Genomic DNA, 26,843 nt, shown 5'->3' with positions numbered 1-26,843 from the left:
AAAAATTAAATTTATAATGAAAAACATCATGAAGGGCTTAAGCCTTGTTTTAGTAGTAAGTACTGTAGGATTTATGAATGCACAACATAAAAAGCACAACCACGTGAGTGTAACTGCGGAAGCCTCCACAGAGTTCATTCCTGCCATCAGACTAATCAATAATACTGATGGGTCATGCAGTTTTGAAAAAGGAAAAATTCCTACTTTGAAGCACATGAATACCACCACCTTCTGGATGAGCAATAAGACCGAAGAGTGGGAAAAAAATGCACACCCTGCTCCAAGAAGGCAATATGTGATTACCATCAAAGGAAATATAAGATTTAAAGTAACAGACGGTTCTACTTTTATGATTAAACCGGGAGTTGTTCTCTTGGCTGAAGATCTGAAAGGAACCGGTCACAGCTGGGATATGGTGAAAAGCAAAGAGTGGGAGAGACTTTATATTCCTATTGCTGAAAATGCAGATGACTTTTTTATCCCGGATGGCCAGTAGTTTTTGCAATATCTCTCTTTTTCAGGAGAATATATAAACCCGTTATGTTTTGAAGCAGTCAGTTCTGGCTGCTTTTGGAGTTACAAATGGGTACTGTGAAAAAAATCCCTGCATGATTTTCTGACAGGGATTTTTTTAATTATTTCTAAAATTTTTAATCAGCTGAACTTCTTGAATATTAAAGTAGCATTGTGTCCTCCAAACCCAAAAGCATTACTTAAAGCAGAAGTAATATTTTTTTCTTTTGCTTCTCCAAAGACAATATTAATATCTTTCGGGATATTCTCATCAATATGATGAAGATTAATGGTTGGTGGAATAATTCCGTTTTGAATTGCTTTAATGGAAAGTATAGCTTCTACAGCTCCTGCGGCTCCCAACAAGTGGCCTGTCATGGATTTTGTAGCACTGATATCAAGATTTTTGCTTCCTTTAAATAATTTATTAATTCCGTTCAGCTCCACCAGATCTCCCAGCGGAGTAGAGGTGGCGTGAGGATTAATATAATCAATATCATCTACATTAATTTGTGCTTCGTTAAGGGCCAGCTGCATTGCTTTGATGGCTCCCACTCCGTCGGGATGAGGCGCCGTCATGTGATAAGCATCGGCTGTCATCGCAGCACCCGCCAATTCTGCATAGATTTTTGCTCCTCTTGCTTTAGCGTGCTCATATTCTTCCAGAATTAAGGTTCCGGAGCCTTCACCCATTACAAAACCATCTCTTTCTGCATCATAAGGACGGCTGGCTGTGGCAAAATCATCATTTCTTGTAGACATTGCCTTCATAATAGAAAATCCTCCGATGGATGCCGGAGAAATAGCAGCTTCAGAACCACCGCTTACGATTACTTTCGCTTTTCCGAGGCGGATATAGTTGAAGGCATCCATCAATGCGGTATTTCCTGTTGCACATGCAGAAACAGTGGTGTAATTGATTCCCTGAAGACCATATTTCATCGAAATCATTCCCGAAGCCATATTGGCAATAAATTTCGGTACAAAGAAAGGATTGAATCTTGGTGTTCCGTCGCCTGCTGCGAAATTCATGACTTCACTTTCGAAAGTCCACATTCCGCCTTGCCCTGTTCCCCAGATAACACCAATGTCAAATGGATCCATATTTTCCAGTTCGAGTCCTGAATCTTTCAACGCCTCCGCTGTGGAGTACATGGCATATTGTGAAAATAAATCACTTCTTTTAATTTCGTTGTGTGTTAAATGCGCTTTTGGATCAAAGTTTTTAACCTCACACGCAAAATGTACTTTAAACTTTTCTGTGTCAAAATGAGTGATTTTATTTGCTCCACTCAATCCATTGATGCTGTTTTGCCAAAATTCTTCGACATTATTTCCCAAGGGCGTCACTGCGCCAAGACCTGTAATGACAACTCTTTTCATACTTAGTTATTGATTTTGAATAAATTCGAGGCTCCCCTCGCTATTAAGCGGGTTTTATCTGCGTTCCATATTTCGCACTGTGCGTTTACAAACTGCTTTCCCCTTTTAATGATTTTAGTTTCGGCTACAATATTATCATTTTCTTTTGCAGTTGAAAAATAATCGATGACATTATTTATAGTAGTAATGAAAGAATTTTCATTTAAAGAAAACATCGTGGCGCCAATGATATCGTCTATAATGGCAGCGGTAACTCCACCGTGTAAATTCCCGATCGGGTTCAGCCATTCCGGTCTTATGGTATACTGAAATTCCAGCTGTCCTTCTTCTACGGAAAGAACAATAGGATTAAGCCATTTCATAAAAGGAGATGGTGACTGATCAAATTCTTTTCCGATGAATTGTTTTAATTGTGTTAATCTGTCCATACTTGTTTTTATTTTTCTAAAATCATGGTTACTCCCTGTCCGCGGGCTGCACAGATGGATATAAAGCCTTTTCCGCTGCCTTTTTCATGAAGTAATTTGGCCAGTGTTGCAATAATTCTGCCGCCTGTTGCTGCAAATGGGTGGGCCGCCGCAAGGCTTCCTCCTTTTACGTTCAGTTTACTTCTGTCTATTTTTCCCAGGGCTTTCTCCAACCCGAATTTTTGGGCAAGCTCATCATTTTCCCAGATTTTTAGAGTGGCTAACACCTGCGCAGCAAATGCTTCGTGAATTTCATAATAATCAAAATCAGAAAGATTCATTCCTGCCTTTTTAAGCATTCTTTCTGCAGCGAAAATCGGCGCAAGAAGCAGATCCTGTTTATTTTCCACATATTCTATTCCTGCCAGCTCTGAAAAACTGATATAGGCCAAAATAGGAAGGTTATTGGCTTTCGCCCATTCTTCACTCGCCAGCAAAACAGCTGACGCGCCATCTGTAAATGGTGTGGAATTCCCGGCGGTTAAGGTACCGTTTTGCTTATCAAAAGCAGGTTTTAACTGTGAAAGCTTTTCAATACTGCTGTCACGTCTCAGGTTATTATCTTTATTTAAGCCAAAGGCTGGTGTAATCATATCATCAAAAAATCCTTCATCGTACGCTTTTGCCATATTCTGATGACTTTGTAAAGCCAGTTCATCCTGTTCTTGTCTGGAAATCTTATAATATTTAGCAGTAATTTCTGTGTGCTCACCCATTACAAGACCTGTTTTGGGTTCCTGTCCTTTATATGGAACAGGCATCCAGTCCTTCAGTTTCGGGCTTAACAGTTGTTTTAATTTGCCGAAAGCAGATTTTTCTTTATTGGCCTTTAGCAAGGCTTTTCTTAATCTTGGCGAGGATTCAAACGGAATATTGCTCATAGCTTCCACTCCGCATGCGATTCCCGCATCTATCTGTCCCAAGGCAATTTTATTTCCGATATAAATAGCTGCTTCAATCCCTGTATCACATGCCTGCTGAAGATCACAAGCTGGGGTTGCAGGGTCGAGAGTAGTATTCATTACTGTTTCTCTGATGAGGTTACTTTCTGAAATATGCTTGATGACGGCACCTCCTGCAACTTCCCCCAAGCGCTTTCCCTTAAGGTGATAACGGTCTATCAATCCGTTCAGAGAAGCAAGCAGGAGGTCCTGATTACCCTGCTCTGAATAAGCGGTATTCATTCTGGCAAAAGGAATTCTGTTATATCCTACAATAGCCACTTTTTTTGTTTCCATAGGGTATTATTTATGATGGAAGAATATTGAGTTCATGATTAATCATCTGGCTTACCTTATCTAAAGCATGGTTGAGATAACTTTGATCTCCCATTGTTTTTGAAAGCAGAATACCACCTTCAATAAGCATTATAAACAGCGATGCATATTGTTGAGCATTGATTTTTTCGTCAATTTCACTTTTACTTTGTCCTTCTGCAATGGTATCTGATATTTTCATCATCCACTTTTCGAAGGACTGTTTTACGTGAGTCTTTAAAGCAGGAAAAGAATCATCCGCTTCTGTTGCGGCATTCATAAGCGGACATCCGCCGTTTGCAAAAACAAACTGCCAGTTTTTCCTGTAGAAATCTACAAAAGCACGAAGTTTATCCAGTGAAGTGGGAAATTCATCACCAAAGGAACGGCTGAGGGTTTTGCTCAGTATGCCGGCATTGTATTTATAGACCTCAATGGCTACTTCGTCCTTATTCTCAAAATTTCCATAGATGCTTCCTTTCGTGAGTCCGGTTACCTGGGTAATGTCGGACAGTGACGTGGAAATATAACCTTTCGTATTGAAAAGGGTTGCTGTTTTCTCTATGATATGCTGTTTTGTTTTTTCTGCCTTCGACATTGTAAATAGTTAAATACGATACAAATATACAAAAATATACCATTCGGTATATTTTATTGGAAAATTTATCCTGTAGATAGAGGGAGCATTTGTATGTTGGCTGAAGCCATCAGTCGTTTTTTCTCAATAAAAAACGGGCTAAAGCCCGTTTCTATTGATGTTGAATAATACAGGGAATTAATTTTCCAAAGTAGCATTCAATGTAATTTCAAAGTTGAATGCAGCGCTTACGGGACATCCTTCTTCGGCAATTTTGGCAAATTTCTGGAATTCTTCTTCTGAAATTCCCGGAACTTTAGCGGTAAGTGTTAGTTCAGATTTGGTAATCTTTCCGATGTTAGGATCCAGAGTGATGACAGAAGTTGTTTTTAACTCTTCAGGATTGTAGCCTGCCTGCGACAATTCTGCATCAAGCTTCATAGTAAAGCATCCTGCATGTGCTGCCGCCAGTAATTCTTCAGGGTTTGTTCCTACACCATCCGCAAAACGGCTGTTAAAAGAATACTGAGTCTGGTTTAAAGTTGTGCTTTGAGTAGTTAAATGTCCTTTTCCTTCTTTAATGGTACCGTTCCAAACGGCTGTTGCGTTACGTCTCATAATGTTTGTTTTTGTATTTAGTATTGTTGTTTGATTTTGATGTTACAAAGGTATGACTGTGGTTAGGAGTATTCAATAGATAAAAAGACTTAAATATTGTACTTTTTTCCCGTGATGTAATTTTTTTTGAAATTTGAAGGAGTGCTTCCCGTTTTTTGGGTGAAAAGACGGTTAAAATAAGCAGGATCTTCATAGCCGAGATCGTAGGCAATTTCCTTTACGGGTTTATCGGTATAAAAGAGTAATCTTTTTGCTTCCAGTAAAATTCTGTTAATGATCAACTGATTGGGAGAATCCAGCTTTAAGTTTTTAAATTTATGGGTTAAAGTTTTCGGGGCCATATGAAGCAGTTCTGCGTATTCGGAAACATTATGTTTTTTTCTGAAATGAATTTCCAGATGTCTGCTGAAATCCCGGAAAACATCAAGTTCACTGCCTGGTATTCTGAGAGTTTCATGGTCTATATTCTGTTTCTTCCACTTTCTGGTAGCACGGATGATGATCTGTTTTACATAGGTTCTGATCATTTCTTCAGCTGAAGAATCTTTCCATTCAAGTTCATCTTTTATATTTTGGAAAAGTTGTTTTATAAGAATGGTTTCTGAATCATCAAGCTCTACAAAAGGAATTTCAAATACATTATGAAAAAGAAGCCCGTCGCATGCCACTTCCTTATCATGAATCTGAATGCAGTAAAAATCACGGTTGTAAAAAAGCAGAATAGCGTCATCTTTTGCTTTTTTGATGTCAAAATGCTGGTTGGTAAGGAAGAAAAGTGAGGGGTTTATGATTTTATAATACTTAAAGTCTACCGTAAGTTCATATCCTGGAGGAATAAAAAATACTTTAATATCAGAGCTGAAATCATTTTCATTGAAATTTTCCAGATTTTCCTCTGAAAATACCTCCAGACCCAGTCTTTTATAGTGATCTTCAAAAATAAGCGGTTGCGGCATACTTTAACTTTAGCTTAAAGATACAAAAAAGCATGATTGAAGCCTTATTAAATTATTGAAACCTTCATTCTGATGTCTGCCCTCGGGATTGGAATGAAATAAATAAAAAAATATATTTCTACATTGATATTATTTTATCATTTTTACAAAGATTTGTATTGTACCTAATATTATTAACCTTATTTCATAACTGTCCGTATGAGTGAATTAGAAAATATTCTGAGAGAAATAACGCCATTATCTCCTGAAGACAGTTTTCTTGTATTCGACAGGATCAAAGCTTCATTTGATTTTCCATATCATTATCATCCGGAAATTGAAATCAATTTTATCTATAAAGGTAAAGGATATCGCAGAATGATAGGAGACCACACCGGCGAAATCGGCAATATAGAGCTGGTCTTGGTGGGCCCCAATTTACCGCACTGCTGGGCCAATTACAGATGCAAAAACAGAAAAACACACGAGATCACCATACAGTTCAATCAGGATTTCTTTCACCAGTCCCTAATGGGAAAAAATATTCTGAAGCCTATCAGTAATCTGATGAGAGACTCTATCAGAGGGATTCTTTTTTCTGCTGAAACGGCTGAGAAACTAAAAGATTCGTTTCTGAATCTTTCAAAAATGAACAGCTTTGAATCTTTCATAGAAATAATGAAAATTCTTAACGAACTGGCCATCGCTGAAGATAAAACACTTTTATCTTCCTATAGTATTGAGCTCGAAACTTTTGCCGATAATGATAAAATGAAAATTATACACGATTTTGTTCATAAAAATTTTGAAAATAAAATTACGCTGGATAACGTAGCTTCTCTGGTGAATATGAGCAATGTGACATTCAACAGATTTATCAAAAAGAGAACAGGAAAAACATTTATTAATTACCTGAATGAAATAAGAATCAGCTATGCCGCACGCTGGCTGATGGAAAAAAATCTTACGGTTTTTGAGATCGCTTTTGAAGCCGGATTTAATAATATTGCCAACTTCAATAAGGTATTCAAATCCATCAAAAAGACAACTCCCACAGAATTTAGAGAGCAGTTTAAAGGCGTGAAAAAAATTGAATAAAATTCTTATAAAATTTACTTTTTTCTGCGTAATAAGTTGAAAATAATGAGAGAAACCGGGTAAGTGATATCTGGTTTTATTTTGTTAAAAAACCATGATAAATCCTATTTTTATGAGTGATTTTGAGATGCTGTATTTTATTGATATTTAGGGTCTTAATTGCATTTAAATAAAAAGGCTGAAAAAATAATATCGTTTTATGATAAAATAGTATTATATCGGACTGGTTACAAAATTTAGATTTGTGAATGTGAATTAAATCTTAACAAAACTTTAAATAATTTAATACATAAACGGTAAATTTTTGCTGAAAAAACAATAATTTTTTTTGTATTGAAAAATAAAGTAATGTCATTGATTCTCAATTAAATCTAACGAATCTAACCTTATGAGAAAAGCAGTTATACCTGTTCTGTTTGTTTTTTCACTTACTGCGAATGCACAGGAGAAAAAAGCAGCCGACACTACGAAGACAACCAGTATTGAAGAGGTCGTAGTCACCTCTTTGGGGATAAAAAGGCAGGCCCGCTCTTTGACGTACTCCAGTCAGCAAATTGGCGGAGATGAGCTTACAGAAGTGAAAACTCCCAATCTATTAAATTCGATCAACGGAAAAGTTTCCAACGTACAGATCAACAGAACCAATGGTGTAGGAAGCTCCGTAAGGGTGATCATGAGAGGGAATAAGTCTGTAAATAATACACAGCCGCTTTATGTAATTGATGGAATTCCTATCATCAATGGTACAGGAAAATCTGCAGATATCGGGCAGTATTCCAATATGCCGGACCCTGGGGATGTGCTGAGCTCCATCAACCCGGACGATATTGAAAGTATTAACTTCCTGAAAGGGGCTTCTGCTTCTGCACTGTACGGTTCTGCCGGAGGTAACGGAGCTATTTTGATTACCACCAGAAAAGGACGCGCAGGGAAAAGTTCAATTACTTACAGTTCCAGCCTTACGGTAGACAGAGCCTACAGTCTTCCAAAACTGCAGCACAGCTACTTGTCTTATGATCCGTCTGTAGCAGGATCGCAGCCCGGGCAATCTGTAGACAGCTGGGGAGCAAAAGGATCTTCTAAAGATTATCTTAAAGATTTTCTGCAAAATGGTACAACTTGGGTAAACAGTCTTTCTTTCCAGTCAGGAAACGAGAGATCAACCAGTTATTTCTCTATCGGAAATACTACCAATAAAGGAATTGTTCCTATGTCTTATTTTGATCAGTACAATGTGTCTTTCAGAAATTCAAGTAAATTTTTGGATGATAAACTGACATTAGACGCGAACTTCATAGGATCATTACAGGAAAGTAAAAACAGACAGACTCCGGGAGCTTCTTTTTCTCCTTTGACGAGTTTGTACTGGCTGCCTAGAGGGGTAGATTTTGACCAATACGGAGAAAATAATTACTCTTATTTGGATAAAACAAGATTTTTGCCGGCTCAAAACTGGTGGGAAGTAAATCCGGACGGAAGTTTTAAAGGAAATCCGGTAACCCAGAACCCTTATTGGATCTTAAACAGAAATCCGGTTACAGTCAGCAACAAAAATACATACGGAGCACTTTCCCTGTCTTACCAGATCAATAATTGGTTAACAGCGAGGGTGAGAGGAAATTACAGCTGGAATATTTCAGACAGCCAGCGTGATATTGCTGCTTTCTCTGCACCAAGCTTACTGGCAAACGGTACAAATGGCAGAATGCTTAAAAATACCTATGAAAACACTTCTACTTATGGAGATGTTTTATTAATTGGTAGTCCTAAAATAAGTGAGACCATCTCATTAGATTTTACTGTAGGAGGAAGTATCAATACCACAAGAAACAAAATAGGACAGATTGATAACGCTTATCTGGCCAATCCGAATCTTTTCACCATGAACAACCTTCAGTGGAATATCAACAGGTCGCCAGGAGACGGATATCACAATACCTATACCAATATGAAAAAGCAGGTGCAGTCTGTATTTGCAAGTGCTTCAGTAGGGTATAAGAATATGTTCTATATCGATATGACCTTCAGAAATGACTGGGATTCAACGTTAGCATTAACAGGAAGAACAGGATTTGATTATGAATCTGTAGGAGCAAACGCTATATTATCTTCTATCTTCAAACTTCCGGAAGTAATTAATTTCTGGAAAGTAAGAGGGTCTTACGCAACAGTGGGATTGGGACTGCCTACCAATATTTCCAATGCCATGCTTGAATACAACAAAGGATACACCTATGGAGTAGATGCAGGAACCATTGTATATCCTAAGAGTTCTTTCGCTACAGGAGCGGGCTTTGAAGCATTACTTCCAAGGCCGGAATTGAATAAAACATTCGAAGCAGGTACAGAATTGAGGTTGTTAAATAACAAGCTAAACTTTGATATCACTTACTATAACTCAAATACAAGTAACCAGTTACTGGAAACAACTGTGTTCTCAAACTTAGGAGGTTTGGCACCTGGATCCTACTACCTCAATGCAGGAAAAATCAGAAATACAGGTTTTGAATCCTCTCTTTCTTATAAAATCTTTGATTCAGAAAAGTTCGGGTGGACCACTACACTGAATGCTTCAGCTAACAAAAACAGAATCGTTGAATTATTCCCGCCAAGCCTTAGTATTCCGGAAGATCAGCTTTTCTCATTAACAGGAGGTGGAGATTACACCAGACTTAAGCTTGGAGGTTCTTTTGGAGATCTTTATGGAATTAAATTCAAAAGAGATGATCAGGGACGCATTTTAGTAAATGAAAAGGGAGTTCCTTTAGCTGAAAATACACCTTCTTATTTAGGAAACCCGAATCCTAAGTTTATCCTTGGATTTAATAACGCATTCAATATCGGTAAACTGGGAATTTCTTTCCTTATTGACGGTAAATTCGGTGGAAAAGTTCTTTCTCTTACAGAAAAAGCAAATGATCTGTATGGGGTAAGCCAGGCTACTGCTGATGCAAGAGATGCTGGTGGTGTAGCCATTCCAAATGCAGTATATGCGCCGGGAACTCCTAATGCAGGACAGGCTTATACAGGTTTAACCAATGCAAAGGATTATTATAAAGGCGTAGGAACTACAGAAGGATACGGAAAAGGAGTAGATGAAGCTTATCTGTACAGCGCTACCACAGTACGTCTGCGTCAGGCATCTGTTTCTTATACCTTTGCTGTGGATTCAAAATATCTGAAAAACGCAACGGTAAGTTTAGTAGGTACCAACCTGTTCTTCTTCTATAAAAAGGCACCGTTCGATCCTGAGCAGGTATCAGGAAATACACCTGGTGGAGTGGGAGTAGACTCTTTCGGTCTGCCGGTTACCAGATCTATCGGATTATCATTAAAAGCGAACTTCTAACTTTTACAATTACGAAAATGAAAATCAAAACTATTAAAACATTGGTATTCGGAGCCGCAGTGCTGTTTTCCGCATCAGGATGTACCAATGACTTTGATCAATATAATCAGGAAAAGCTGGGAGGCCCTGAAAACTTTTACGCAGATTTTATTGCTGTTGTAAACCCCATGAAATCTATCCAGAGAGGATTGCAGTCGGATTATCAGTTGTATCCTAACCTGAGTGCAGATATGTACAGCGGAATGTTCAGTACGGCAACGCCATTCAACGGAGGGGTAAACAATCTTACGTACTCTATGATGGATGGGTGGAACAATAGAATTATTGCCAGACAGCAGGATATCTTCAACTATTCAATCATCATTGATAATGCGGCTAAAAATAACTATCAGGGAGTAGATTTCACAGGAACTTTTGCGGTAAAGAAAATCCTGAAGGTGATTACTGCAGCAAGAGTTTCAGACAGCCACGGCCCTGTAGTGTACAGTAAGTATGAAACCCCAAACCCTAACGGAGTGACAGATTTCGACTCTCAGCAGGATGCCTATAATTATTTTATCGCTGATCTTACTGCGGCTATTGCAGATTTACAGAAAGTGATTGCCATGCCGGCCACAAAGAATGTAGAAGATAGATCTTCTCTGAAAAATGCTGATTTGGTTTACGGCGGAAATATGGCTCAGTGGGCAAAATTTGCCAATTCATTAAAGCTGAGGTTAGCCATGAGAATGAGCTATGCAGACCCTGCAAAATCAAAGCAATATGCGGAAGAGGCATTGGCTTCATCTGCTGGATTGATCACTGATAATGCAGATAATGCGTTGATCAGTGTGGGGCAGTCAGAATTAAGCTTTATCATCTATTCATGGGGAGACTGTTTAATAGGCGCACCTTTGATGGCTTACATGAACGGATATAACGACCCAAGACTTCCTGCTTATGCTATTCCGGCATCTGATCCAACTCTTCAGGGGAAATACATAGGAATACGTCAGGGAATTGATTTATTAAATGGAAAATCAACATACGGAGGATTCTCTCAGCCACAGGCAAAATCGGCCAATGGAGATTATTTCTCAGGAACTGATGGTAAAATGAAATTATTCACAGCCGCAGAAACATGGTTCCTAAAGGCAGAAGCTGCTCTAAGAGGATATGCAGGAGCTGGTGATATTCAGACTAATTATACGACCGGAGTTCAGCAGTCTTTCGGAGAATGGGGGAAAAGTGCCAATGTTGCAGCTTATCTCGCTGATAATACCTCTACAGAAGCACCTTACGTGGATCCGAAAAATGCAGACAATAACATTGCTTTGGGAAATCCTCAGCTTAGTACCATCACCATTGCATGGAATAACGGCGACACCAACGAAAGAAAGTTAGAAAGAATCATTACACAAAAATGGCTTTCCCTTTATCCAAACGGACCAGAGGCATGGGCTGAGCAGAGAAGAACAGGTTACCCGATTCTTTTCAAAGTAAGAAAAAATGACAGCGGCGGAGCCATCAGTACAGACGCCATGATCAGAAGAATTCCTTTCACTATTGATACTAAAACGTCATTATATAACTACCAACAGGCTGCACAGATGCTTAACGGTCCAGATACCGGAGGTACTAAGCTGTGGTGGGATAAAAAATAAAAATAATCAGAATCACTCATTAATAAAGAGGCATCTCAAGATCAGATTTTATTTGATACATTCATTAAGGCAGGAGAATAGAGTAGAATCTCCAAAAAATTTATAGTTTCGTTTTTTAGCCTGAATGAATTTTTGAGATGTTCTCTTTTATCAGAATCTTATTTTAAAATATGGGAAAAGACAACTCCGGAACCCGCAGAATCCAGCCAATTTTTTGGATTTCCACATTATATTTTGCAATGGGTGTTCCCTTTGTAACCATTAATGCGGTTTCAGGAATCATGTATAAAGATATGGGTGTTTCGGATGCACAGATTACATTCTGGACAGCTCTTATCCTGTTCTCCTGGACGTTAAAACCACTATGGAGCCCATTCCTGGAGATCTATAAAACCAAAAAATTCTTTGTTCTTTTTACCCAGTTTGCCATAGGGATTCTGTTCGCATTAGTAGCCTTAAGTCTGCCAATGCATGATTTTTTCAAATACAGTATTGCTCTTTTTGCAGTAGTGGCATTTTGCGGAGCTACCCATGATGTGGTAGCAGACGGAACGTATATTGGTTTTCTTACCAATAGAGAACAGGCAAAATATATTGGTTGGCAGGGGGCTTTTTACAATCTGGCAAAGATTATAAGCAGCGGGGCACTCGTTTATTTCGCAGGTGTTTTAGAAAAGACAAAAGGCGTTACCCATGCCTGGATGATCATTATGGTGATCTATGCATTACTGTTTTTTGTATTGGCTGTTTACCACTACTTCATTCTTCCAAAAGAAAACAAAGAAGAACCGAAAGATCAAAAAACGGCAGGAAATGTTCGTAAGGAATTGTTGGAAGTGATTACCTCTTTCTTCACCAAAAAGAAAATTCTGTGGTGTATACTTTTCATTATTCTTTACCGTTTTGCGGAAGGATTTGCCATCAAGATTGCGCCTTTGTTTTTTAAAGCTCCAAGAACATCAGGAGGATTAGGATTATCCACTTCGGATATCGGACTTATTTACGGAACATACGGTTCTGCAGCATTTATCCTTGGTTCAGTATTGGCAGGATATTTTATCTCAGCCCGCGGACTGAAGAAATCTTTGATATGGCTGTGCTGTGCATTTAATATTCCGTTTGTAGTATATGCATTACTGGCGTATTACCAGCCGGCAGACCTTTTACCGGTAGGAATTGCCGTAGTAGTAGAATATTTCGGCTACGGATTTGGCTTTGTGGGGTTAATGCTTTACATGATGCAGCAGATTGCGCCCGGAAAACACAAAACAGCTCATTACGCATTTGCAACAGGAATCATGAATCTTGGTGTAATGATTCCCGGAATGTTCAGCGGAATGATCAGTGACTGGATCGGGTACAAAATGTTCTTTATCTGGGTACTGATTGCTACCATTCCTGCATTTTTGGCCACTGTATTCGTTCCTTTCCCTTACCCTGAAAATCAGAAAGAACAACAAATCAATTCATAATAATTAAAAAATAAAAAGTAAAAAATACTTTATGACAGCTCAATCAGTAATGATCCCCTGGCAGGATCGCCCGGAAGGTTGCAATGATATTATGTGGAGGTTTTCCGAAAACCCGATCATTAACAGATATGCGATACCAACATCCAACAGTATATTCAACAGTGCGGTAATCCCGTTTGAGGATGGCTTTGCAGGGGTGTTCCGTTGTGATAACAAGGCCGTACAGATGAATATTTTTGCCGGCTTCAGTAAGGACGGAATCAATTGGGACATCAATCATGAGCCTATCGAAATGCAGGCAGGAAATACAGACATGATTGAATCCGATTACAAATATGACCCGCGCGTTACTTTTATTGAAGACCGCTACTGGATCACATGGTGCAACGGTTACAATGGCCCTACCATCGGAATTGGGTATACTTTTGATTTTAAAGAATTTTTTCAGTGCGAAAATGCCTTTCTTCCATTCAATAGAAACGGAGTTTTGTTCCCTGAAAAAATCAACGGTAAATACGCCATGTTGAGCCGTCCAAGTGATAACGGACATACACCTTTCGGTGATATTTACATCAGCTACAGCCCTGATATGAAATACTGGGGAGAGCACCGCTGCGTGATGAAAGTAACTCCTTTCGAGGACAGTGCATGGCAGTGTACAAAAATAGGAGGAGGGCCGGTTCCGATCAAAACGGAAGAAGGATGGCTGCTTTTCTATCATGGAGTGATCAATACCTGCAGAGGATTCAGATATTCAATGGGAGCAGCTTTGCTTGATCTTGAAGATCCTACAAAAGTATTGTACAGAACGAAACCCTATCTGCTGGCTCCGGCTGAATTGTACGAGCTGACAGGTGATGTACCGAATGTGGTCTTCCCTTGCGCAGCATTAACCGAGGGAGACAAAGTAACAGTATATTATGGTGCTGCTGATACCGTAGTTGCAATTGCCTTTGGATATATTTCAGAAATTATTGATTTTATGAAAAAGAACTCAATCTAATACAGTAATATAAAGTTTAGGAGAATAGGTTAATCATCTTAATTTTCCCTTTTGCTGGGAATTTTATAATGGTTTTCCTATTTTTAAACCAACTTTTAAACAAAACAATCTCCGATACCTCTCTTATCATGAAAAAAGAACTGTTAATCTGCTTTTTTACCACCCTGATTTCTGTAGCCAGTGCCCAACAAAATAAAAACGATGTTTTATCCTGGGTAGATCCTTTCATAGGCACGGGAGGTCACGGCCATACATTTCCGGGGGCAACCACGCCATTCGGAATGATACAGCTGAGTCCGGATCAGAATACAAAAAGCGGCGACTGGGACTGGTGTTCCGGATACCACTACAGCAGCAAGACAATCATGGGATTCAGTCATAACCACCTGAGTGGAACAGGATGGGCAGACCTTGGAGATATTCTGGTAATGCCTACCGTAGGACAAGTGAAAATGGTCCCGGGATCTGAAGAAAATCCTGAAACAGGTTACCGCTCAAAATTTACACATGATAAAGAAGTTGCGTCTCCGGGATATTATTCTGTCATGCTGGACAGCTACGGAATTAAAGCAGAGCTTACTGCTTCCCCAAGAGTAGGTTTTCATAAATATACTTTCCCGAAAAGTAGTGAAGCCAATATCATCATTGATCCTACCAATAAAATCTTCGGAAACATCTACCATACTTTAGTGAGTGTGGAAGGCAATAATACCATCAAAGGGTACTGCTACAGCAATGGCTGGGGAGGTAAACGGTTTGCTTACTTCGTAATGGAGTTTTCCAAACCGTTTAAGTCTTACGGTGTTTATGCTGACGGAAAAATCAAAAATGATGAAAAAATTGCCCTTGCCAAAGATGCTAAAGCTTTTGTGAGATTCTCCACAGAAGATCAGGAAAGTATTGAAGTAAAAGTATCATTGTCTCCGGTAAGCACAGAAAATGCACAGGAAAATTTTGATACAGAAGCAAAAAATATAGACTTTGCGAAAGCAAAAGAAACCGCACAAAAAACCTGGAGAGATCTGATCGGCAGATTCCAGGTAACAGGAGGAACAGACAGCCAGAGAAAAATTTTCTATACCGGAGTTTACCATACCTTCATTGCACCCAATTTATACATGGACGTGAATGGAGACTATGTTGCCGCTCAGGAAAATATGAATACAAAATGGTTTACCAACTATAGTACTTATTCTTACTGGGACGGATTCAGAGCGACGCATCCGCTATTGACCATTATGGATCAGAAACATACAAAAGAATTTGCGAATTCTCTGATCAGCAGATATACAGATCGTAAAGATCACATGCCGATCTGGGAGCTTTGCGGATATGATAATTTCTGTATGCTGGGGTATCACAGTGCCTCGGTAATCTGGGATGCTATTTCAAAAGGAGTTCCGGGTATTGATGCTGAAAAAGCATTTGCTGCGATGAAAGATGCTTCTTTAACAGACAAAATGAGCAGCAGTGATGGTGGCGGAGGCCTTAACGACTATATAAAATTAGGCTATACTCCATCAGAAAACGGAGCTTCTGTTTCTGCAACTTTAGAATATGCATATGATGACTGGTGTATTCAGCAGCTGGCAGAAAAATTAGGAAAAAAAGAAGAATCGGAAGTCTATAAAAAACGTTCTATGAACTTCCTGAATACCTTCAATAAAGAAAATAATCACTTCTGGCCAAGACAGAAAGACGGGAAATTCTTAGCAGATTTCAAGCTTAACGACTGGAAAAAACTTCAGCCCCACTGGGTGTCCGGAAATATCTGGGCCTATGATTTCTTTGTTCCGCATCAGATTGACGAAATGATGAATCTGTATGGAGGGAAAAAAGGATTTGAAGAAAAACTGGATAAAACCTTTACAGAAGCGCTTCATATGGAAGGAGAACAGCACGTTGATATTTCAGGATTCATCGGATCTTTAGGATTCGGGGATGAACCTGGGCATCATGTTCCCTATCTGTACAATTATGCAGGAAGCCCTTACAAGACTCAGAAAATGGTAAAATATATCCGTGACAATATGTACGCAGCAAAACCGGACGGAATTGTCAATAATGAAGACTGCGGTCAGATGTCAGCGTGGTATATCTTCTCATCATTAGGATTCTATCCTGTAACACCGGGGAAACCTGTTTATGCCATCGGAGCGCCACAATTCCCGAAAGCTTCTTTAAAGCTTGAAAATGGGAAAACATTTACGGTGATAGCAGACAAAATATCTGAGAAGAATATCTACGTTCAGAAAATGTTCCTGAACGGAAAAGAATACAAAAGCTGGGAGCTGAACCACAGTGATATTATGAACGGTGGCGAATTGAAATTCGTCATGGGGAGCAAGCCTGTAAAATAAAGACTGATAAAAATAAACGAAATAAAAGTATCAATGGAAAGGAGAAATTTTATTAAAACAAGTGCACTGGCAGGAGCCGGATTGCTGTTTACTCAAAATGTTTTTGCCAAAAATCTAGTGCTGGACGATTTTCCTGTTGTCCGTGTTCCTAAAGATAAAAGACATTTTACCAGCGAATCCGTAGAAAGTGCTATTGCAGCGTTTAAAAAGAAAGTAAAAAACAAAGAGCTGAGCTGGCTTTTTGAAAACTGCTTCCCCAATACATTGGATACTACTGTTTACTATACAGAAACCGGCGGAAGACCAGATACCTATGTGATCACCGGGGATATTGATGCTATGTGGCTTCGTGACAGTTCTGCACAGGTTTTCCCTTATCTGCAGTTCTCTAAAAAAGATGAAAAACTGCATAAGCTGATCTCAGGAGTTATTCATAAGCAGACCACTTTCATCCTGAAAGATCCTTATGCCAATGCTTTCTATAATGATGATCAGAAGATCAGTAAGTGGAAAGAGTATGACCACACCGATATGAAACCGGGCACCCACGAAAGAAAGTGGGAAATAGATTCCCTTTGCTATCCTATCCGTCTGGCCTACCACTTCTGGAAAACAACAGGAGATACAAAACCTTTCGATGCCAACTGGCTGAGAGGAATTAAACTTACCCTGCAGACCTTTACAGAACAGCAGAGAAAGCATGATCTCGGACCGTACAAATTCGAGCGTACTACAGCTTGGGCTACCGATGGAGTTCCGATGGGAGGATATGGTTATCCCACAAAACCTGTGGGGCTGATCAGCTCTATGTTCCGTCCAAGTGATGATGCTACCATCTATGGATTCCTGATCCCTTCCAACTTATTTGCTGTGGTAAGCTTACGTCAGGCCGCCGAAATGGTTGCTCAGATTAAAAATGAAAAAACATTGGCTCAACAACTGAACAGCCTTGCTGATGAGGTAGAGACAGCCATCAAAAAATACGGAATTTACAATCATCCTGAATTTGGAAAAATCTATGCTTTTGAAGTAAATGGCTTCGGAAGCTACAACCTGATGGATGACGCGAACTGTCCAAGTTTGTTAGGATTACCTTATCTGGATGCGGTGAAAGCTGATGACCCTGTGTATTTGAATACCAGAAAATTTGTGTGGTCAGAAAATAACCCGTTTTTTTTCAAAGGCAAACTGGCAGAAGGAATTGGAGGTCCTCATATCGGATTGGATATGATCTGGCCAATGAGTATCATTATGAAGGCACTCACTACCCAAGACAAAAGTGAGATTAAATGGTGCATCGATACTCTTCAGAAAACGCACGGAGGAACAGGCTTTATGCATGAATCCTTTCATAAAGACAATGACAAAAAGTTCACCAGAGAATGGTTTGCCTGGGCAAATACCCTCTTTGGCGAATTGTTATGGAAAACCTTTAACGAAAACCCAGAGCTACTGACATAGCCCGCCCTTTTTATATGGTTTATTCATTTGAGATTCCTTCCCGGAAAAGAAGGATTCAGGGGAATGCTATATAAAATTCAGACACCAAAAACACCTTAAAAAAATTATACAATGAAAAAAAAATCCATCTTTACCGCACTGATTGCCATGATGCTTCAGGCCGGTTCTCTGATTAACGCACAACAGCTTAATCCTACAGGAATATGCTATGTGGAAGTGAATAACAACAACCTTCTGAACGCAGGAGCGTACAAACTGCAGACATCGAACAGCTACCTGTTTAATGTGGTAAACATTTTTGCGGCCAATATTAATTATGATACCAGCCGTGGCAGGGCTTATCTGTATTCCAATAATAACGTTACCAAAGTTCTTACCAATGCGGATACCTACATAAAGCCGCTTCAGCAAAAAGGCATGAAAGTAGTCCTGACTATTCTGGGGAATCACCAGGGGGCTGGAATCTGTAATTTTCCTACCCGCGAAGCCGCAAAAGACTTTGCATTACAGCTTGCCAATACAGTGAATACCTACGGTCTTGATGGAATTGATTTTGATGATGAATACTCCGAATATGGAAATAACGGAACAGGGCAGCCTAATGACAGCTCTTTTGTCATGCTTGTTCAGGAGCTCAGAGCCTTATTGCCGAATAAAATTATTTCATTCTATTATTACGGACCTGCCGCTTCAAGACTTTCCTGGAACGGAGCCAGAGTAGGAGACAATGTCAATTACAGCTGGAATGCCATGTACGGAACATTCTCTGCCCCTAATGTACCACCACTTACCAAAGCACAAATCTCTCCTGCGGCCGTATGGATGGGGAATACGTCCAATTCTACCACCACCAGCCTCGCCACTCAAACTAAAAACGGCGGATACGGAGTATTCATGTGGTATGATTTGCATGGAACCAATGAAACAGCACAACTTTCCGCAGGAACCCAGACGCTGTATGGAGAGCCTACTGTTTTAAGCGGTACTTTACAGTCCTGGACACAAGGAACCAATTGTGATGCACCTATCGGATTGTACACAAGCAACCTTACAGGAACAAGTGCAAAACTAAACTGGTCAGCCGTAGGAAATAATACTTATGATGTAGATTACAAACCGGCATCTTCTACAACCTGGACGAATGCAGTGTCTGCAACCAGTTCCACTTCGGTAACCATTTCCGGATTAACAGCCAATACCGAATACGACTGGAGAATCAGAACCAACTGCAGCGTGAAAAGTGCCTATATGTTTGCTCCAAGATTTAAAAGTGCGTCAGGAACCACCCCTACAGGTTCTTATGCATTATCTCTGGATGGAAGCACAGAATCAGGAGCTGCCGGAAACATGAATCTAAGTGGTTCTGCTTTGTCTTTTGAAGGTTGGATTAAGCCTTCGTCATTCAAATCAGCATCTCCTTATATTTCTTCTATCATGGGAACAGAAGTAAGCGACAGTAATTCCGCATTCTTACGATTGGGTGATGCCGGACTTGCTAACAATAAGCTTCAGTTTGTGGTGAGCATTAACAATGTACAGCAAAAACTGGCATCTGCAACGGCTTTAAACGCCAATACCTGGTATCACGTAGCAGCTACCTATGATGGATCCAATATGAAGATTTACATCAATGGTATTCTGGACGCCACCAAAGCACAAACCGGAAGCGTAAACTCAACCGGCACATTTAATGTAGGATATCTGTATAATACTTCAAGAAACTTTAACGGGAAAATAGATGAGGTAAGGGTTTGGAAACGTGCATTAAGTCAGACGGAAATAAGCCAGAATATGTGTAACGTATCTGTTCCGGCTACATCATTGGCTGCTTATTGGAAGTTTAATGAAGGCAGCGGTTCTACAGTTCAGGATACTTCAGGAAATGGTGTGACTTTAACGTTAACAGGAGTTGATGCTTCCAACTGGGGGACAGATGTGCCATGTACCACCGGAAGTTCAGCAGCTAGAACGGCAGCAAGCCAAAAAGCGATAAATGGAGGAGAGACAAACATTAAAAATCAAGTAAAATTATATCCTAATCCGACAAGCAAATCTTCACCACTTACAGTTTCTGTTCCTGAAGAATACAGCAAAGGAAAATTAACGGTTTATGATCTTAACGGAAGAATTGTAGATACAAGATCACTGAATTCAGGAGACAATCAATACGAATTGAACAGAATCCCTTCAGGGAACTATATTATTCAGTTTGAATCTCATGATGGAAGCTTAAAACAATCCGAAAAACTAATTGTAAAATAATAACCTCAGTCATTGGGCTTCGGCCCAATGACTTTTCTACTACAAAATTGATATACTATGAGAAAAAAATCCTTTTTTATTCCTCTGATGGCCCTGATGCTTCAGTCGGCCCCGCTGCTTAAAGCCCAGCAGCTTAATCCTTTGGGAGTCTGTTATGTGGAAGTGAACAACAATAATATGCTGAATGCGGGATCTTATACTTTGCAGAATTCCAATAAGCAGCTTTTCGACGTTGCTATTATTTTTGCAGCTAACATCAATTATGATGTCTCTAAAAACAGAGCTTATATTTCAAACAATAATAACGTTACCAAAGTTCTGAATGACGTTAATACCTACGTAAAACCTTTACAGCAAAAAGGAATAAAAGTATTGCTTGACCTTCTTGGAAACCACCAGGGAGCCGGAATTTCTAATTTTCCAAACAGGGAAGCTGCAAAAGATTTTGCGTTACAGGTTGCTCATACTGTTTACACCTACGGCCTGGATGGAGTGGATCTTGACGACGAGTATGCGGGCTACGGAAATAATGGAACAGGACAGCCCAACAACAGCTCTTTTGTCATGCTTTTGCAGGAATTGAAAGCAGCAATGCCGGATAAGCTCATTACATTCTATTATTACGGACCTGCTACCACAAGACAAACCTACAACGGAGATCTGGCAGGAAACTATATTAATTATACCTGGAATGCAATGTACAGTACATACAATGCTCCTGTTGTTCCGCCTCTTGATAAAACCAAAATTTCTGCCGCCGCAACTTGGATTCAAAACTCGAATCCAAGCTCAACGTCTGCCGCCACACTGGCAAACTTAGCAACCAGCACAAAGAACGATCAGTACGGTGTGTTTATGTGGTATGATCTGCCCGGAACCAACGTAGCCAGCTATTTGAGTACAGGATCTAATATTCTCTATAATGAAAATACACTACTAAGCGGTCAGCTGTACTCATGGTCTCAGGGACAAACCTGCGATCCGCCATTGGGACTTGATGTTTCCAATGTGACAGGTACTTCAGCAAAACTGAACTGGACTTCCAATGCCTCCCAGTCTTATAATATTGACTACAAGCCTGCCAATTCAACGGTTTGGACCAATGTGGCCAGCAATTATTCAGGAAACAATATTGTTATCAATAATCTTACCCTCAATACAGAGTATGATTGGAGAATACAGTCTAATTGCTCAGCAACATTAACAAGTACTTATATTTTCGCACCAAGGTTCAACTCCGGAAGCGGTTGCACTACACCTTCAGGATTAACTTCCGGAAGTTTCCTTGGCAATACGGCTCAGTTATCCTGGGATGCAGGAAACGCCGCTTCATATACACTGCAGTATAAAACTGCAGCAGCCACAACCTGGTCAGAAATTCCTAATATTACAACCAATTCCTATTCATTACAGAATCTGACAGCCAATACAAACTATGTATGGAAAGTACAGGCTTCATGTGCCGGAGGAACTACAAGTCCCTATTCGGCAGAAGGAACATTCAACAGTGGCTTTGCGCCCGTTACGAGTCCTGGGGCAAGATCACTTGCTTTCAACGGAAGTACGAACTATCTTAATGCAGGAACATTTAATTTAAGCGGAAATGCAGTGAGCTTTGAAGGATGGGTAAAAGTAAACTCATTTAAAACTGCTTTTCCTTATATTTCCTCTGTCTTAGGAGTGGAAGTAGGTGATAATAACTCCGCAATGCTCAGATTCGGAGACGGAAACCTGGCGAATAACAAACTGCAGTTTATATTGAGCTTCGGCTCTTCACAGGTGAAACTGAACACCAGTACAGCATTCAATACCAATACATGGTACCATATCGCTGCCACTTACGATGGTGCGGCAATGAAAATTTATGTGAATGGTAACCTCGATGCCACCTTCGCGGTAACAGGTAATTTTACAGCAAACGGAACGCTTTATCTGGGAAGAAACTATGACAATTCCAGAACAATTAACGGTTTCCTTGATGAATTCAGAGTTTGGAAAAGAGCACTGACCCCGCAGGAAATCTTAAGCAACAGCTGCAATGTTCCAGCTAACTCAGCGGGTCTTGAAGCTAACTGGAAAATGGATGAAGGAAGCGGTTTAGGAGCATTGGATGCTACGGCCAATACCCATTTTGCAACATTGGTAAGCATGACCGATGCCAACTGGAGAACAGATGTTGCCTGTGCGTCTTCTCTTGCGGTAAAAGATATTGAATCGGTAAAAGAGAACAGCACAGTTTATCCTAATCCGGTAAAACGAGGAAATGACATTCATTTTGTTATTACAGACAGTTCCGCCAATGAAGTGGCACTGTATGATGCGTCCGGAAAATTGTTCAAAAAACAGAATATTAATCAAAATAATAACGCAGTGAATACACAGGATTTAATCAGTGGTACTTATATTTACAAGATTACATCCGCCAACAGTAAAGTGCTGTCAACCGGTAAAATCATTGTGAAGTAAAATTCAGATAATGAAGTAATTACTGGATTCGATAAAATAAAGTCTGAAGTACAAAGCAGACAGACAGGAGCTCACTTCTGTTTGTCTGTTTTTTCAGTCACAGGGATGTCTTGAATTTAAAATAAAAATAATGCAGAATATAGTAGGAATAGATATTGGAGGGTCGCATATCACGCTGGCTCAGGTAGATCCGGAAAAAAGAGAAATCATCGCATCAACTTATGTAAGAGAACATGTAAATGCTTTCGAAAACAAAGAAGTGATTTTCAGCGCTTGGGTTTCAGCGATTCACAAAGCAGCTCATGGCCTTGTAAAAGACAGTCTTTTAGTTGGTATTGCAATGCCCGGACCTTTTGATTATGAAAATGGGATATCACTTATGCAGCAGGGAAAATTTATAGATCTCTATGAGGTTAATATTAAAGACGAACTGGCAAAAAGACTTTACATTTCCCGGGAGCAGATTCATTTTGTAAATGATGCCGCCGCCTTCATGGAAGGGGAAGTATTTGGAGGATGTGCCCAGGGATTTAACAGTGCTTTTGGAGTGACTCTCGGTACAGGATTGGGAACTACCTTTTTCAACGGAAAATTTGCGGCAGATGAAGATTTGTGGAATTCTCCTTTCAGAGATTCCATCAGTGAAGATTATCTGGCCACCCGATGGTTTGTCAATCGTTATAAAGAACTGACAGGGCAAGAAATATCAGGCACCAAAGACTTACTTGATAAACCCGTAGAAATACAGGCAAGAATATTTGATGAATACGCAGATTCTTTCTCAGAATTTATCGTTACCTATGTAGATCATTATAAACCGGAAGTTTTAGTTATAGGAGGAAATATAGCCAAAGCGTATCCTTACTTCGAGCAACAATTTGTTCAGAATTTAAAAAAGAATAATATTAACTTGCAGGTTAAAATTTCGGCCATATTTGAAGACGCAGCCATTCTTGGAGCTGCCGGCTATGCATTAAAAAAGCTTATATAATTAACAAACGAAAAGATACAATGAAGTTTATATTTTCCACTTGCTTATTGTTATTACAGGCCTGGGCCTTCGGTCAGAACGTATCTCCGGTAGATTATGTGAATCCTTTAATGGGAACACAGTCCAAACCTTCTTTGTCCAACGGAAATACGTATCCGGCAGTCGGGCTTCCATGGGGAATGAATATCTGGACCCCTCAGACCGGAAAAATGGGCGACGGATGGGCCTATACCTACGATGCAGACAAGATAAAAGGATTTAAACAAACCCACCAGCCTTCTCCATGGATGAATGATTATGGTGCATTTGCCATCATGCCGGGAGTAGGAAAAATGAAATTTAAAGAAGACGAAAGAGCCAGCTGGTTCAGCCATAAAGCTGAGGTTAGTACCCCTTATTTTTATAGCGTTTATCTGGCGGATTTCAATGTTACGACAGAATTTACCCCTACAGAAAGGGCTTCTTATTTTAAATTTGATTTTCCAAAAACAGACAGTGCTTACGTAGTTGTTGATGCCCTGAATAAAGGTTCTTATATCAGAATTGTACCGAAAGAAAGAAAAATACTGGGCTACACCACCAGATATTCTACCGGAAAATACGAAAACTTTAAGAATTACTTTGTCATTCAGTTTGATAAAGATTTTGAGCTGACAAGAACCTGGAAAAACGATCAACTGGTGAATGATCAGCTGGAAATTACCAGTGATCATACCGGCGCTGTGGTAGGCTTCAGGCTTAAAAACAAAGAAACCGTGCATGCAAAAGCAGCCTCTTCATTCATCAGCTTTGAACAGGCAGAACTGAATCTTAAAAGAGAAATCGGAAATAAAAACTTTGAACAGGTAAAAGCCGACGCTAAAGATATCTGGAACAAAACACTTGGGAAAATAGACGTTAAAGGAGGAACAGATCAGCAGATGAGAACCTTTTATTCCTCTTTGTACAGAACCTTATTTTTCCCGCAGAAATTATACGAAATAGATGCTCAGAATAAAATAAAACACTGGAGTCCCTACAACGGTAAGATTGAAGACGGAAGAATGTTTGCAGGAACAGGCTTCTGGGATACCTTCCGTGCCTTATACCCTTTCCTGAATCTTGTTTACCCAAGTATCAATGTAGAAATGCAGGAGGGGCTTGCGAATGCTTATAGAGAAGGTGGTTTCTTACCGGAATGGAGCAGCCCGGGGTATTCCAATATTATGATAGGGAATAATTCCGCTTCTGTAGTGGCAGATGCCTATATTAAAGGACTTCGCGGTTATGATACTGAAACCCTTTGGCAGGCTGTAAAACACGGCGCCAATAATGAAGGTCCGATTACAGCGGTAGGCCGTGCAGGAGTACAATATTACAATACATTAGGATATGTTCCTTACGATGTGAAAATCAATGAAAATGCGGCCAGAACATTAGAATATGCTTATGATGATTTTTCTATCTATCAGTTAGGAAAAGCATTGGGTAAACCAGCCTCTGAAATTGATATTTATAAAAAAAGAGCTTATAACTACAGGCATCTTTTTGATAAGGAAACAGGTCTGATGCGTGGTAAAAATAAAGATGGTAATTTCCAGAAACCATTTAATCCTTTCAAGTGGGGAGATGCCTTTACAGAAGGGAACAGCTGGCATTACACATGGTCCGTTTTTCAGGATATCAATGGTCTGGCTGAATTAATGGGTGGTAAAAAGAAATTCGAAGCTAAATTAGATGAAGTATTTTCGTTACCTCCGGTTTTTGATGACAGCTATTATGGCGGTGTGATCCACGAGATCAGAGAAATGCAGATCATGAATATGGGGCAGTATGCTCACGGAAATCAGCCTATCCAGCATATGATTTACCTTTATAATTATGCAGGGGCACCCTACAAAACCCAATATTGGGCAAGACAGGTTATGAATAAATTGTATCATGCCACTCCGGACGGATATTGCGGTGACGAAGATAACGGACAGACTTCCGCGTGGTATATTTTTTCAGCCTTAGGATTTTATCCGGTGACCCCGGCAACAGATCAGTATGTATTAGGAGCACCATTGTTTAAAGAAGCTACGATCCATCTTGAAAATGGTAAGAAAATTGAGATAAAAGCCCCGGAAAACAATGCTGAAAATTTCTATGTAAAATCATTGAAGGTAAACCAACAGTCTTATTCCAAAAACTGGCTGAGCCATAAAGAACTGTTGAAAGGAGCTGTTTTAGACTTTAAAATGGACAGCAAACCGAATAAAGAAAGAGGTTCACAGGAAAAAGATTTTCCTTATTCCATGTCAAAAGAAGAATCAGATAAATAATTATAATATAAAATACCACTGTATGAGTACAGAAAAAAAAGAAATATTCGAGAGAGTAGAAAGCATGCTGCAGACACAAGGTTTTAACATTGCGGCAAAAGATGATACAAGACCATGGGGAGGATTCTTTGTAATTGATGAAACACAGGCACAGGATTTTGCCAATCAGTATTTTGACGGTATTGATGTAGATGGGCTTAGAATAGGAGGGAAGCTGAGTCCCAAGATTCTTATCGTGGCTCCGGAAGCGAGGTTAAGCTGGCAGTATCACCATAGAAGAGCCGAAATATGGCAGGTAGTGGAGGGAACTGTAGGAATCAAAAGAAGCAACACCGACGAAGAAGGAGAATTGGGCAAATATGGCCCGAAGGATCAGGTGAAACTGCAGCAGGGTGAAAGACACAGATTAATTGGTCTCGAAGGCTGGGGAATCGTAGCTGAAATCTGGCAGCATACAGATGCTTCCAATCCTTCGGATGAAGATGACATTGTAAGAGTACAGGATGATTTTGGGAGATAAATACAAGAAGCGGTTTCAATATTGAAACCGCTTCTTGTATTGGTAAGGAAGCTTGAGGCTGGAAGAGGGAAGTTTCTGAAGGGTATCAGAAGCTTTTATGCTCCTTCGGCATTCATGGAAGCTGGTAGCAAAAAAATAACCCTTACAGGTCTCAAAGACCTGTAAG

Annotated in this window: 19 protein-coding genes; 13 read left to right on the top strand and 6 right to left on the bottom strand. The window is 39.8% G+C overall.

What is annotated here, in order from left to right; genetic code table 11:
- The first annotated feature begins 16 nt into the window (after positions 1–16).
- Positions 17–496, top strand: a complete 480-nt coding sequence (locus tag BLW74_RS13210) for a cupin domain-containing protein (protein WP_228424900.1) — start codon at positions 17–19, stop codon at positions 494–496.
- Positions 497–654: 158 nt separating this feature from the next.
- Here BLW74_RS13210 and fabF read toward each other — a convergent pair whose 3' ends face one another.
- The 6 genes from fabF to BLW74_RS13180 all read right to left on the bottom strand — a co-directional run bounded on the left by fabF (position 655) and on the right by BLW74_RS13180 (position 5,770).
- Complete coding sequence (gene fabF / locus BLW74_RS13205; protein ID WP_089692875.1) at positions 655–1,896, bottom strand: beta-ketoacyl-ACP synthase II; 1,242 nt, start codon at positions 1,894–1,896, stop codon at positions 655–657.
- Between the two features lie 2 nt (positions 1,897–1,898).
- Positions 1,899–2,324 (bottom strand): PaaI family thioesterase, encoded by a 426-nt coding sequence (locus tag BLW74_RS13200; protein WP_089692874.1) that lies wholly within the window; start codon positions 2,322–2,324, stop codon positions 1,899–1,901.
- A gap of 8 nt (positions 2,325–2,332) precedes the next feature.
- The gene (locus BLW74_RS13195; RefSeq protein ID WP_089692873.1) at positions 2,333–3,601 is read right to left on the bottom strand and encodes an acetyl-CoA C-acetyltransferase; all 1,269 of its coding nucleotides are present in this window, start codon (positions 3,599–3,601) and stop codon (positions 2,333–2,335) included.
- Between the two features lie 10 nt (positions 3,602–3,611).
- Positions 3,612–4,217 carry a TetR/AcrR family transcriptional regulator gene (locus BLW74_RS13190; RefSeq protein ID WP_089692872.1) on the bottom strand — a complete coding sequence of 202 codons (606 nt, stop codon included), beginning with the start codon at positions 4,215–4,217 and terminating at the stop codon, positions 3,612–3,614.
- A 177-nt stretch (positions 4,218–4,394) separates the two neighbouring features.
- Complete coding sequence (locus BLW74_RS13185) at positions 4,395–4,814, bottom strand: OsmC family protein (protein WP_002982623.1); 420 nt, start codon at positions 4,812–4,814, stop codon at positions 4,395–4,397.
- Positions 4,815–4,903: 89 nt separating this feature from the next.
- Positions 4,904–5,770, bottom strand: a complete 867-nt coding sequence (locus BLW74_RS13180) for a helix-turn-helix domain-containing protein (protein WP_089692871.1) — start codon at positions 5,768–5,770, stop codon at positions 4,904–4,906.
- 198 nt (positions 5,771–5,968) lie between these two features.
- Between BLW74_RS13180 and BLW74_RS13175 the strand changes: the two genes are divergently transcribed.
- From BLW74_RS13175 to BLW74_RS13120, 12 genes are all read left to right on the top strand, one after another.
- The gene (locus tag BLW74_RS13175; protein ID WP_089692870.1) at positions 5,969–6,847 is read left to right on the top strand and encodes an AraC family transcriptional regulator; all 879 of its coding nucleotides are present in this window, start codon (positions 5,969–5,971) and stop codon (positions 6,845–6,847) included.
- Positions 6,848–7,235: 388 nt separating this feature from the next.
- Positions 7,236–10,196 (top strand): SusC/RagA family TonB-linked outer membrane protein, encoded by a 2,961-nt coding sequence (locus tag BLW74_RS13170; RefSeq protein WP_089692869.1) that lies wholly within the window; start codon positions 7,236–7,238, stop codon positions 10,194–10,196.
- Between the two features lie 17 nt (positions 10,197–10,213).
- The gene (locus BLW74_RS13165; protein WP_089692868.1) at positions 10,214–11,839 is read left to right on the top strand and encodes a SusD/RagB family nutrient-binding outer membrane lipoprotein; all 1,626 of its coding nucleotides are present in this window, start codon (positions 10,214–10,216) and stop codon (positions 11,837–11,839) included.
- A 170-nt stretch (positions 11,840–12,009) separates the two neighbouring features.
- Positions 12,010–13,311, top strand: a complete 1,302-nt coding sequence (locus BLW74_RS13160) for an MFS transporter (protein ID WP_089692867.1) — start codon at positions 12,010–12,012, stop codon at positions 13,309–13,311.
- A gap of 31 nt (positions 13,312–13,342) precedes the next feature.
- On the top strand, positions 13,343–14,314 hold the full coding sequence (locus tag BLW74_RS13155) for a glycoside hydrolase family 130 protein (RefSeq protein WP_089692866.1): 972 nt from the start codon (positions 13,343–13,345) through the stop codon (positions 14,312–14,314).
- 128 nt (positions 14,315–14,442) lie between these two features.
- Entirely contained in the window at positions 14,443–16,674 is a 2,232-nt protein-coding gene (locus tag BLW74_RS13150) for a GH92 family glycosyl hydrolase (protein ID WP_089693576.1), read from the top strand.
- A 33-nt stretch (positions 16,675–16,707) separates the two neighbouring features.
- The gene (locus BLW74_RS13145; protein ID WP_089692865.1) at positions 16,708–18,135 is read left to right on the top strand and encodes a glycoside hydrolase family 125 protein; all 1,428 of its coding nucleotides are present in this window, start codon (positions 16,708–16,710) and stop codon (positions 18,133–18,135) included.
- A gap of 111 nt (positions 18,136–18,246) precedes the next feature.
- Positions 18,247–20,397 (top strand): endo-beta-N-acetylglucosaminidase H, encoded by a 2,151-nt coding sequence (locus BLW74_RS13140; protein ID WP_089692864.1) that lies wholly within the window; start codon positions 18,247–18,249, stop codon positions 20,395–20,397.
- Positions 20,398–20,454: 57 nt separating this feature from the next.
- On the top strand, positions 20,455–22,863 hold the full coding sequence (locus BLW74_RS13135; RefSeq protein ID WP_089692863.1) for an endo-beta-N-acetylglucosaminidase H: 2,409 nt from the start codon (positions 20,455–20,457) through the stop codon (positions 22,861–22,863).
- A gap of 130 nt (positions 22,864–22,993) precedes the next feature.
- On the top strand, positions 22,994–23,854 hold the full coding sequence (locus tag BLW74_RS13130) for an ROK family protein (RefSeq protein ID WP_089692862.1): 861 nt from the start codon (positions 22,994–22,996) through the stop codon (positions 23,852–23,854).
- Positions 23,855–23,874: 20 nt separating this feature from the next.
- Entirely contained in the window at positions 23,875–26,157 is a 2,283-nt protein-coding gene (locus BLW74_RS13125) for a GH92 family glycosyl hydrolase (protein ID WP_089692861.1), read from the top strand.
- Positions 26,158–26,179: 22 nt separating this feature from the next.
- Positions 26,180–26,677 (top strand): cupin domain-containing protein, encoded by a 498-nt coding sequence (locus tag BLW74_RS13120; protein ID WP_089692860.1) that lies wholly within the window; start codon positions 26,180–26,182, stop codon positions 26,675–26,677.
- The last annotated feature ends 166 nt before the right edge of the window (positions 26,678–26,843 follow it).

The organism is Chryseobacterium culicis (assembly GCF_900108365.1).
Classification (GTDB): domain Bacteria; phylum Bacteroidota; class Bacteroidia; order Flavobacteriales; family Weeksellaceae; genus Chryseobacterium; species Chryseobacterium culicis.
The sequence above is the reverse complement of the archived record's forward strand: the minus strand, read 5'-3'. Positions and strand labels throughout refer to the sequence as shown.

Bases quoted from the DNA above. Each gene is read 5' to 3' on its own strand.
- BLW74_RS13185 (WP_002982623.1), bottom strand. From the start codon at position 4,814: ATGAGACGTAACGCAACAGCCGTTTGGAACGGTACCATTAAAGAAGGA.
- BLW74_RS13195 (WP_089692873.1), bottom strand. From the start codon at position 3,601: ATGGAAACAAAAAAAGTGGCTATTGTAGGATATAACAGAATTCCTTTT.
- BLW74_RS13125 (WP_089692861.1), top strand. From the start codon at position 23,875: ATGAAGTTTATATTTTCCACTTGCTTATTGTTATTACAGGCCTGGGCC.
- BLW74_RS13200 (WP_089692874.1), bottom strand. From the start codon at position 2,324: ATGGACAGATTAACACAATTAAAACAATTCATCGGAAAAGAATTTGAT.
- BLW74_RS13180 (WP_089692871.1), bottom strand. From the start codon at position 5,770: ATGCCGCAACCGCTTATTTTTGAAGATCACTATAAAAGACTGGGTCTG.
- BLW74_RS13160 (WP_089692867.1), top strand. From the start codon at position 12,010: ATGGGAAAAGACAACTCCGGAACCCGCAGAATCCAGCCAATTTTTTGG.
- BLW74_RS13175 (WP_089692870.1), top strand. From the start codon at position 5,969: ATGAGTGAATTAGAAAATATTCTGAGAGAAATAACGCCATTATCTCCT.
- BLW74_RS13210 (WP_228424900.1), top strand. From the start codon at position 17: ATGAAAAACATCATGAAGGGCTTAAGCCTTGTTTTAGTAGTAAGTACT.
- BLW74_RS13130 (WP_089692862.1), top strand. From the start codon at position 22,994: ATGCAGAATATAGTAGGAATAGATATTGGAGGGTCGCATATCACGCTG.
- BLW74_RS13170 (WP_089692869.1), top strand. From the start codon at position 7,236: ATGAGAAAAGCAGTTATACCTGTTCTGTTTGTTTTTTCACTTACTGCG.
- fabF (WP_089692875.1), bottom strand. From the start codon at position 1,896: ATGAAAAGAGTTGTCATTACAGGTCTTGGCGCAGTGACGCCCTTGGGA.
- BLW74_RS13190 (WP_089692872.1), bottom strand. From the start codon at position 4,217: ATGTCGAAGGCAGAAAAAACAAAACAGCATATCATAGAGAAAACAGCA.
- BLW74_RS13120 (WP_089692860.1), top strand. From the start codon at position 26,180: ATGAGTACAGAAAAAAAAGAAATATTCGAGAGAGTAGAAAGCATGCTG.
- BLW74_RS13150 (WP_089693576.1), top strand. From the start codon at position 14,443: ATGAAAAAAGAACTGTTAATCTGCTTTTTTACCACCCTGATTTCTGTA.
- BLW74_RS13165 (WP_089692868.1), top strand. From the start codon at position 10,214: ATGAAAATCAAAACTATTAAAACATTGGTATTCGGAGCCGCAGTGCTG.
- BLW74_RS13140 (WP_089692864.1), top strand. From the start codon at position 18,247: ATGAAAAAAAAATCCATCTTTACCGCACTGATTGCCATGATGCTTCAG.
- BLW74_RS13145 (WP_089692865.1), top strand. From the start codon at position 16,708: ATGGAAAGGAGAAATTTTATTAAAACAAGTGCACTGGCAGGAGCCGGA.
- BLW74_RS13155 (WP_089692866.1), top strand. From the start codon at position 13,343: ATGACAGCTCAATCAGTAATGATCCCCTGGCAGGATCGCCCGGAAGGT.
- BLW74_RS13135 (WP_089692863.1), top strand. From the start codon at position 20,455: ATGAGAAAAAAATCCTTTTTTATTCCTCTGATGGCCCTGATGCTTCAG.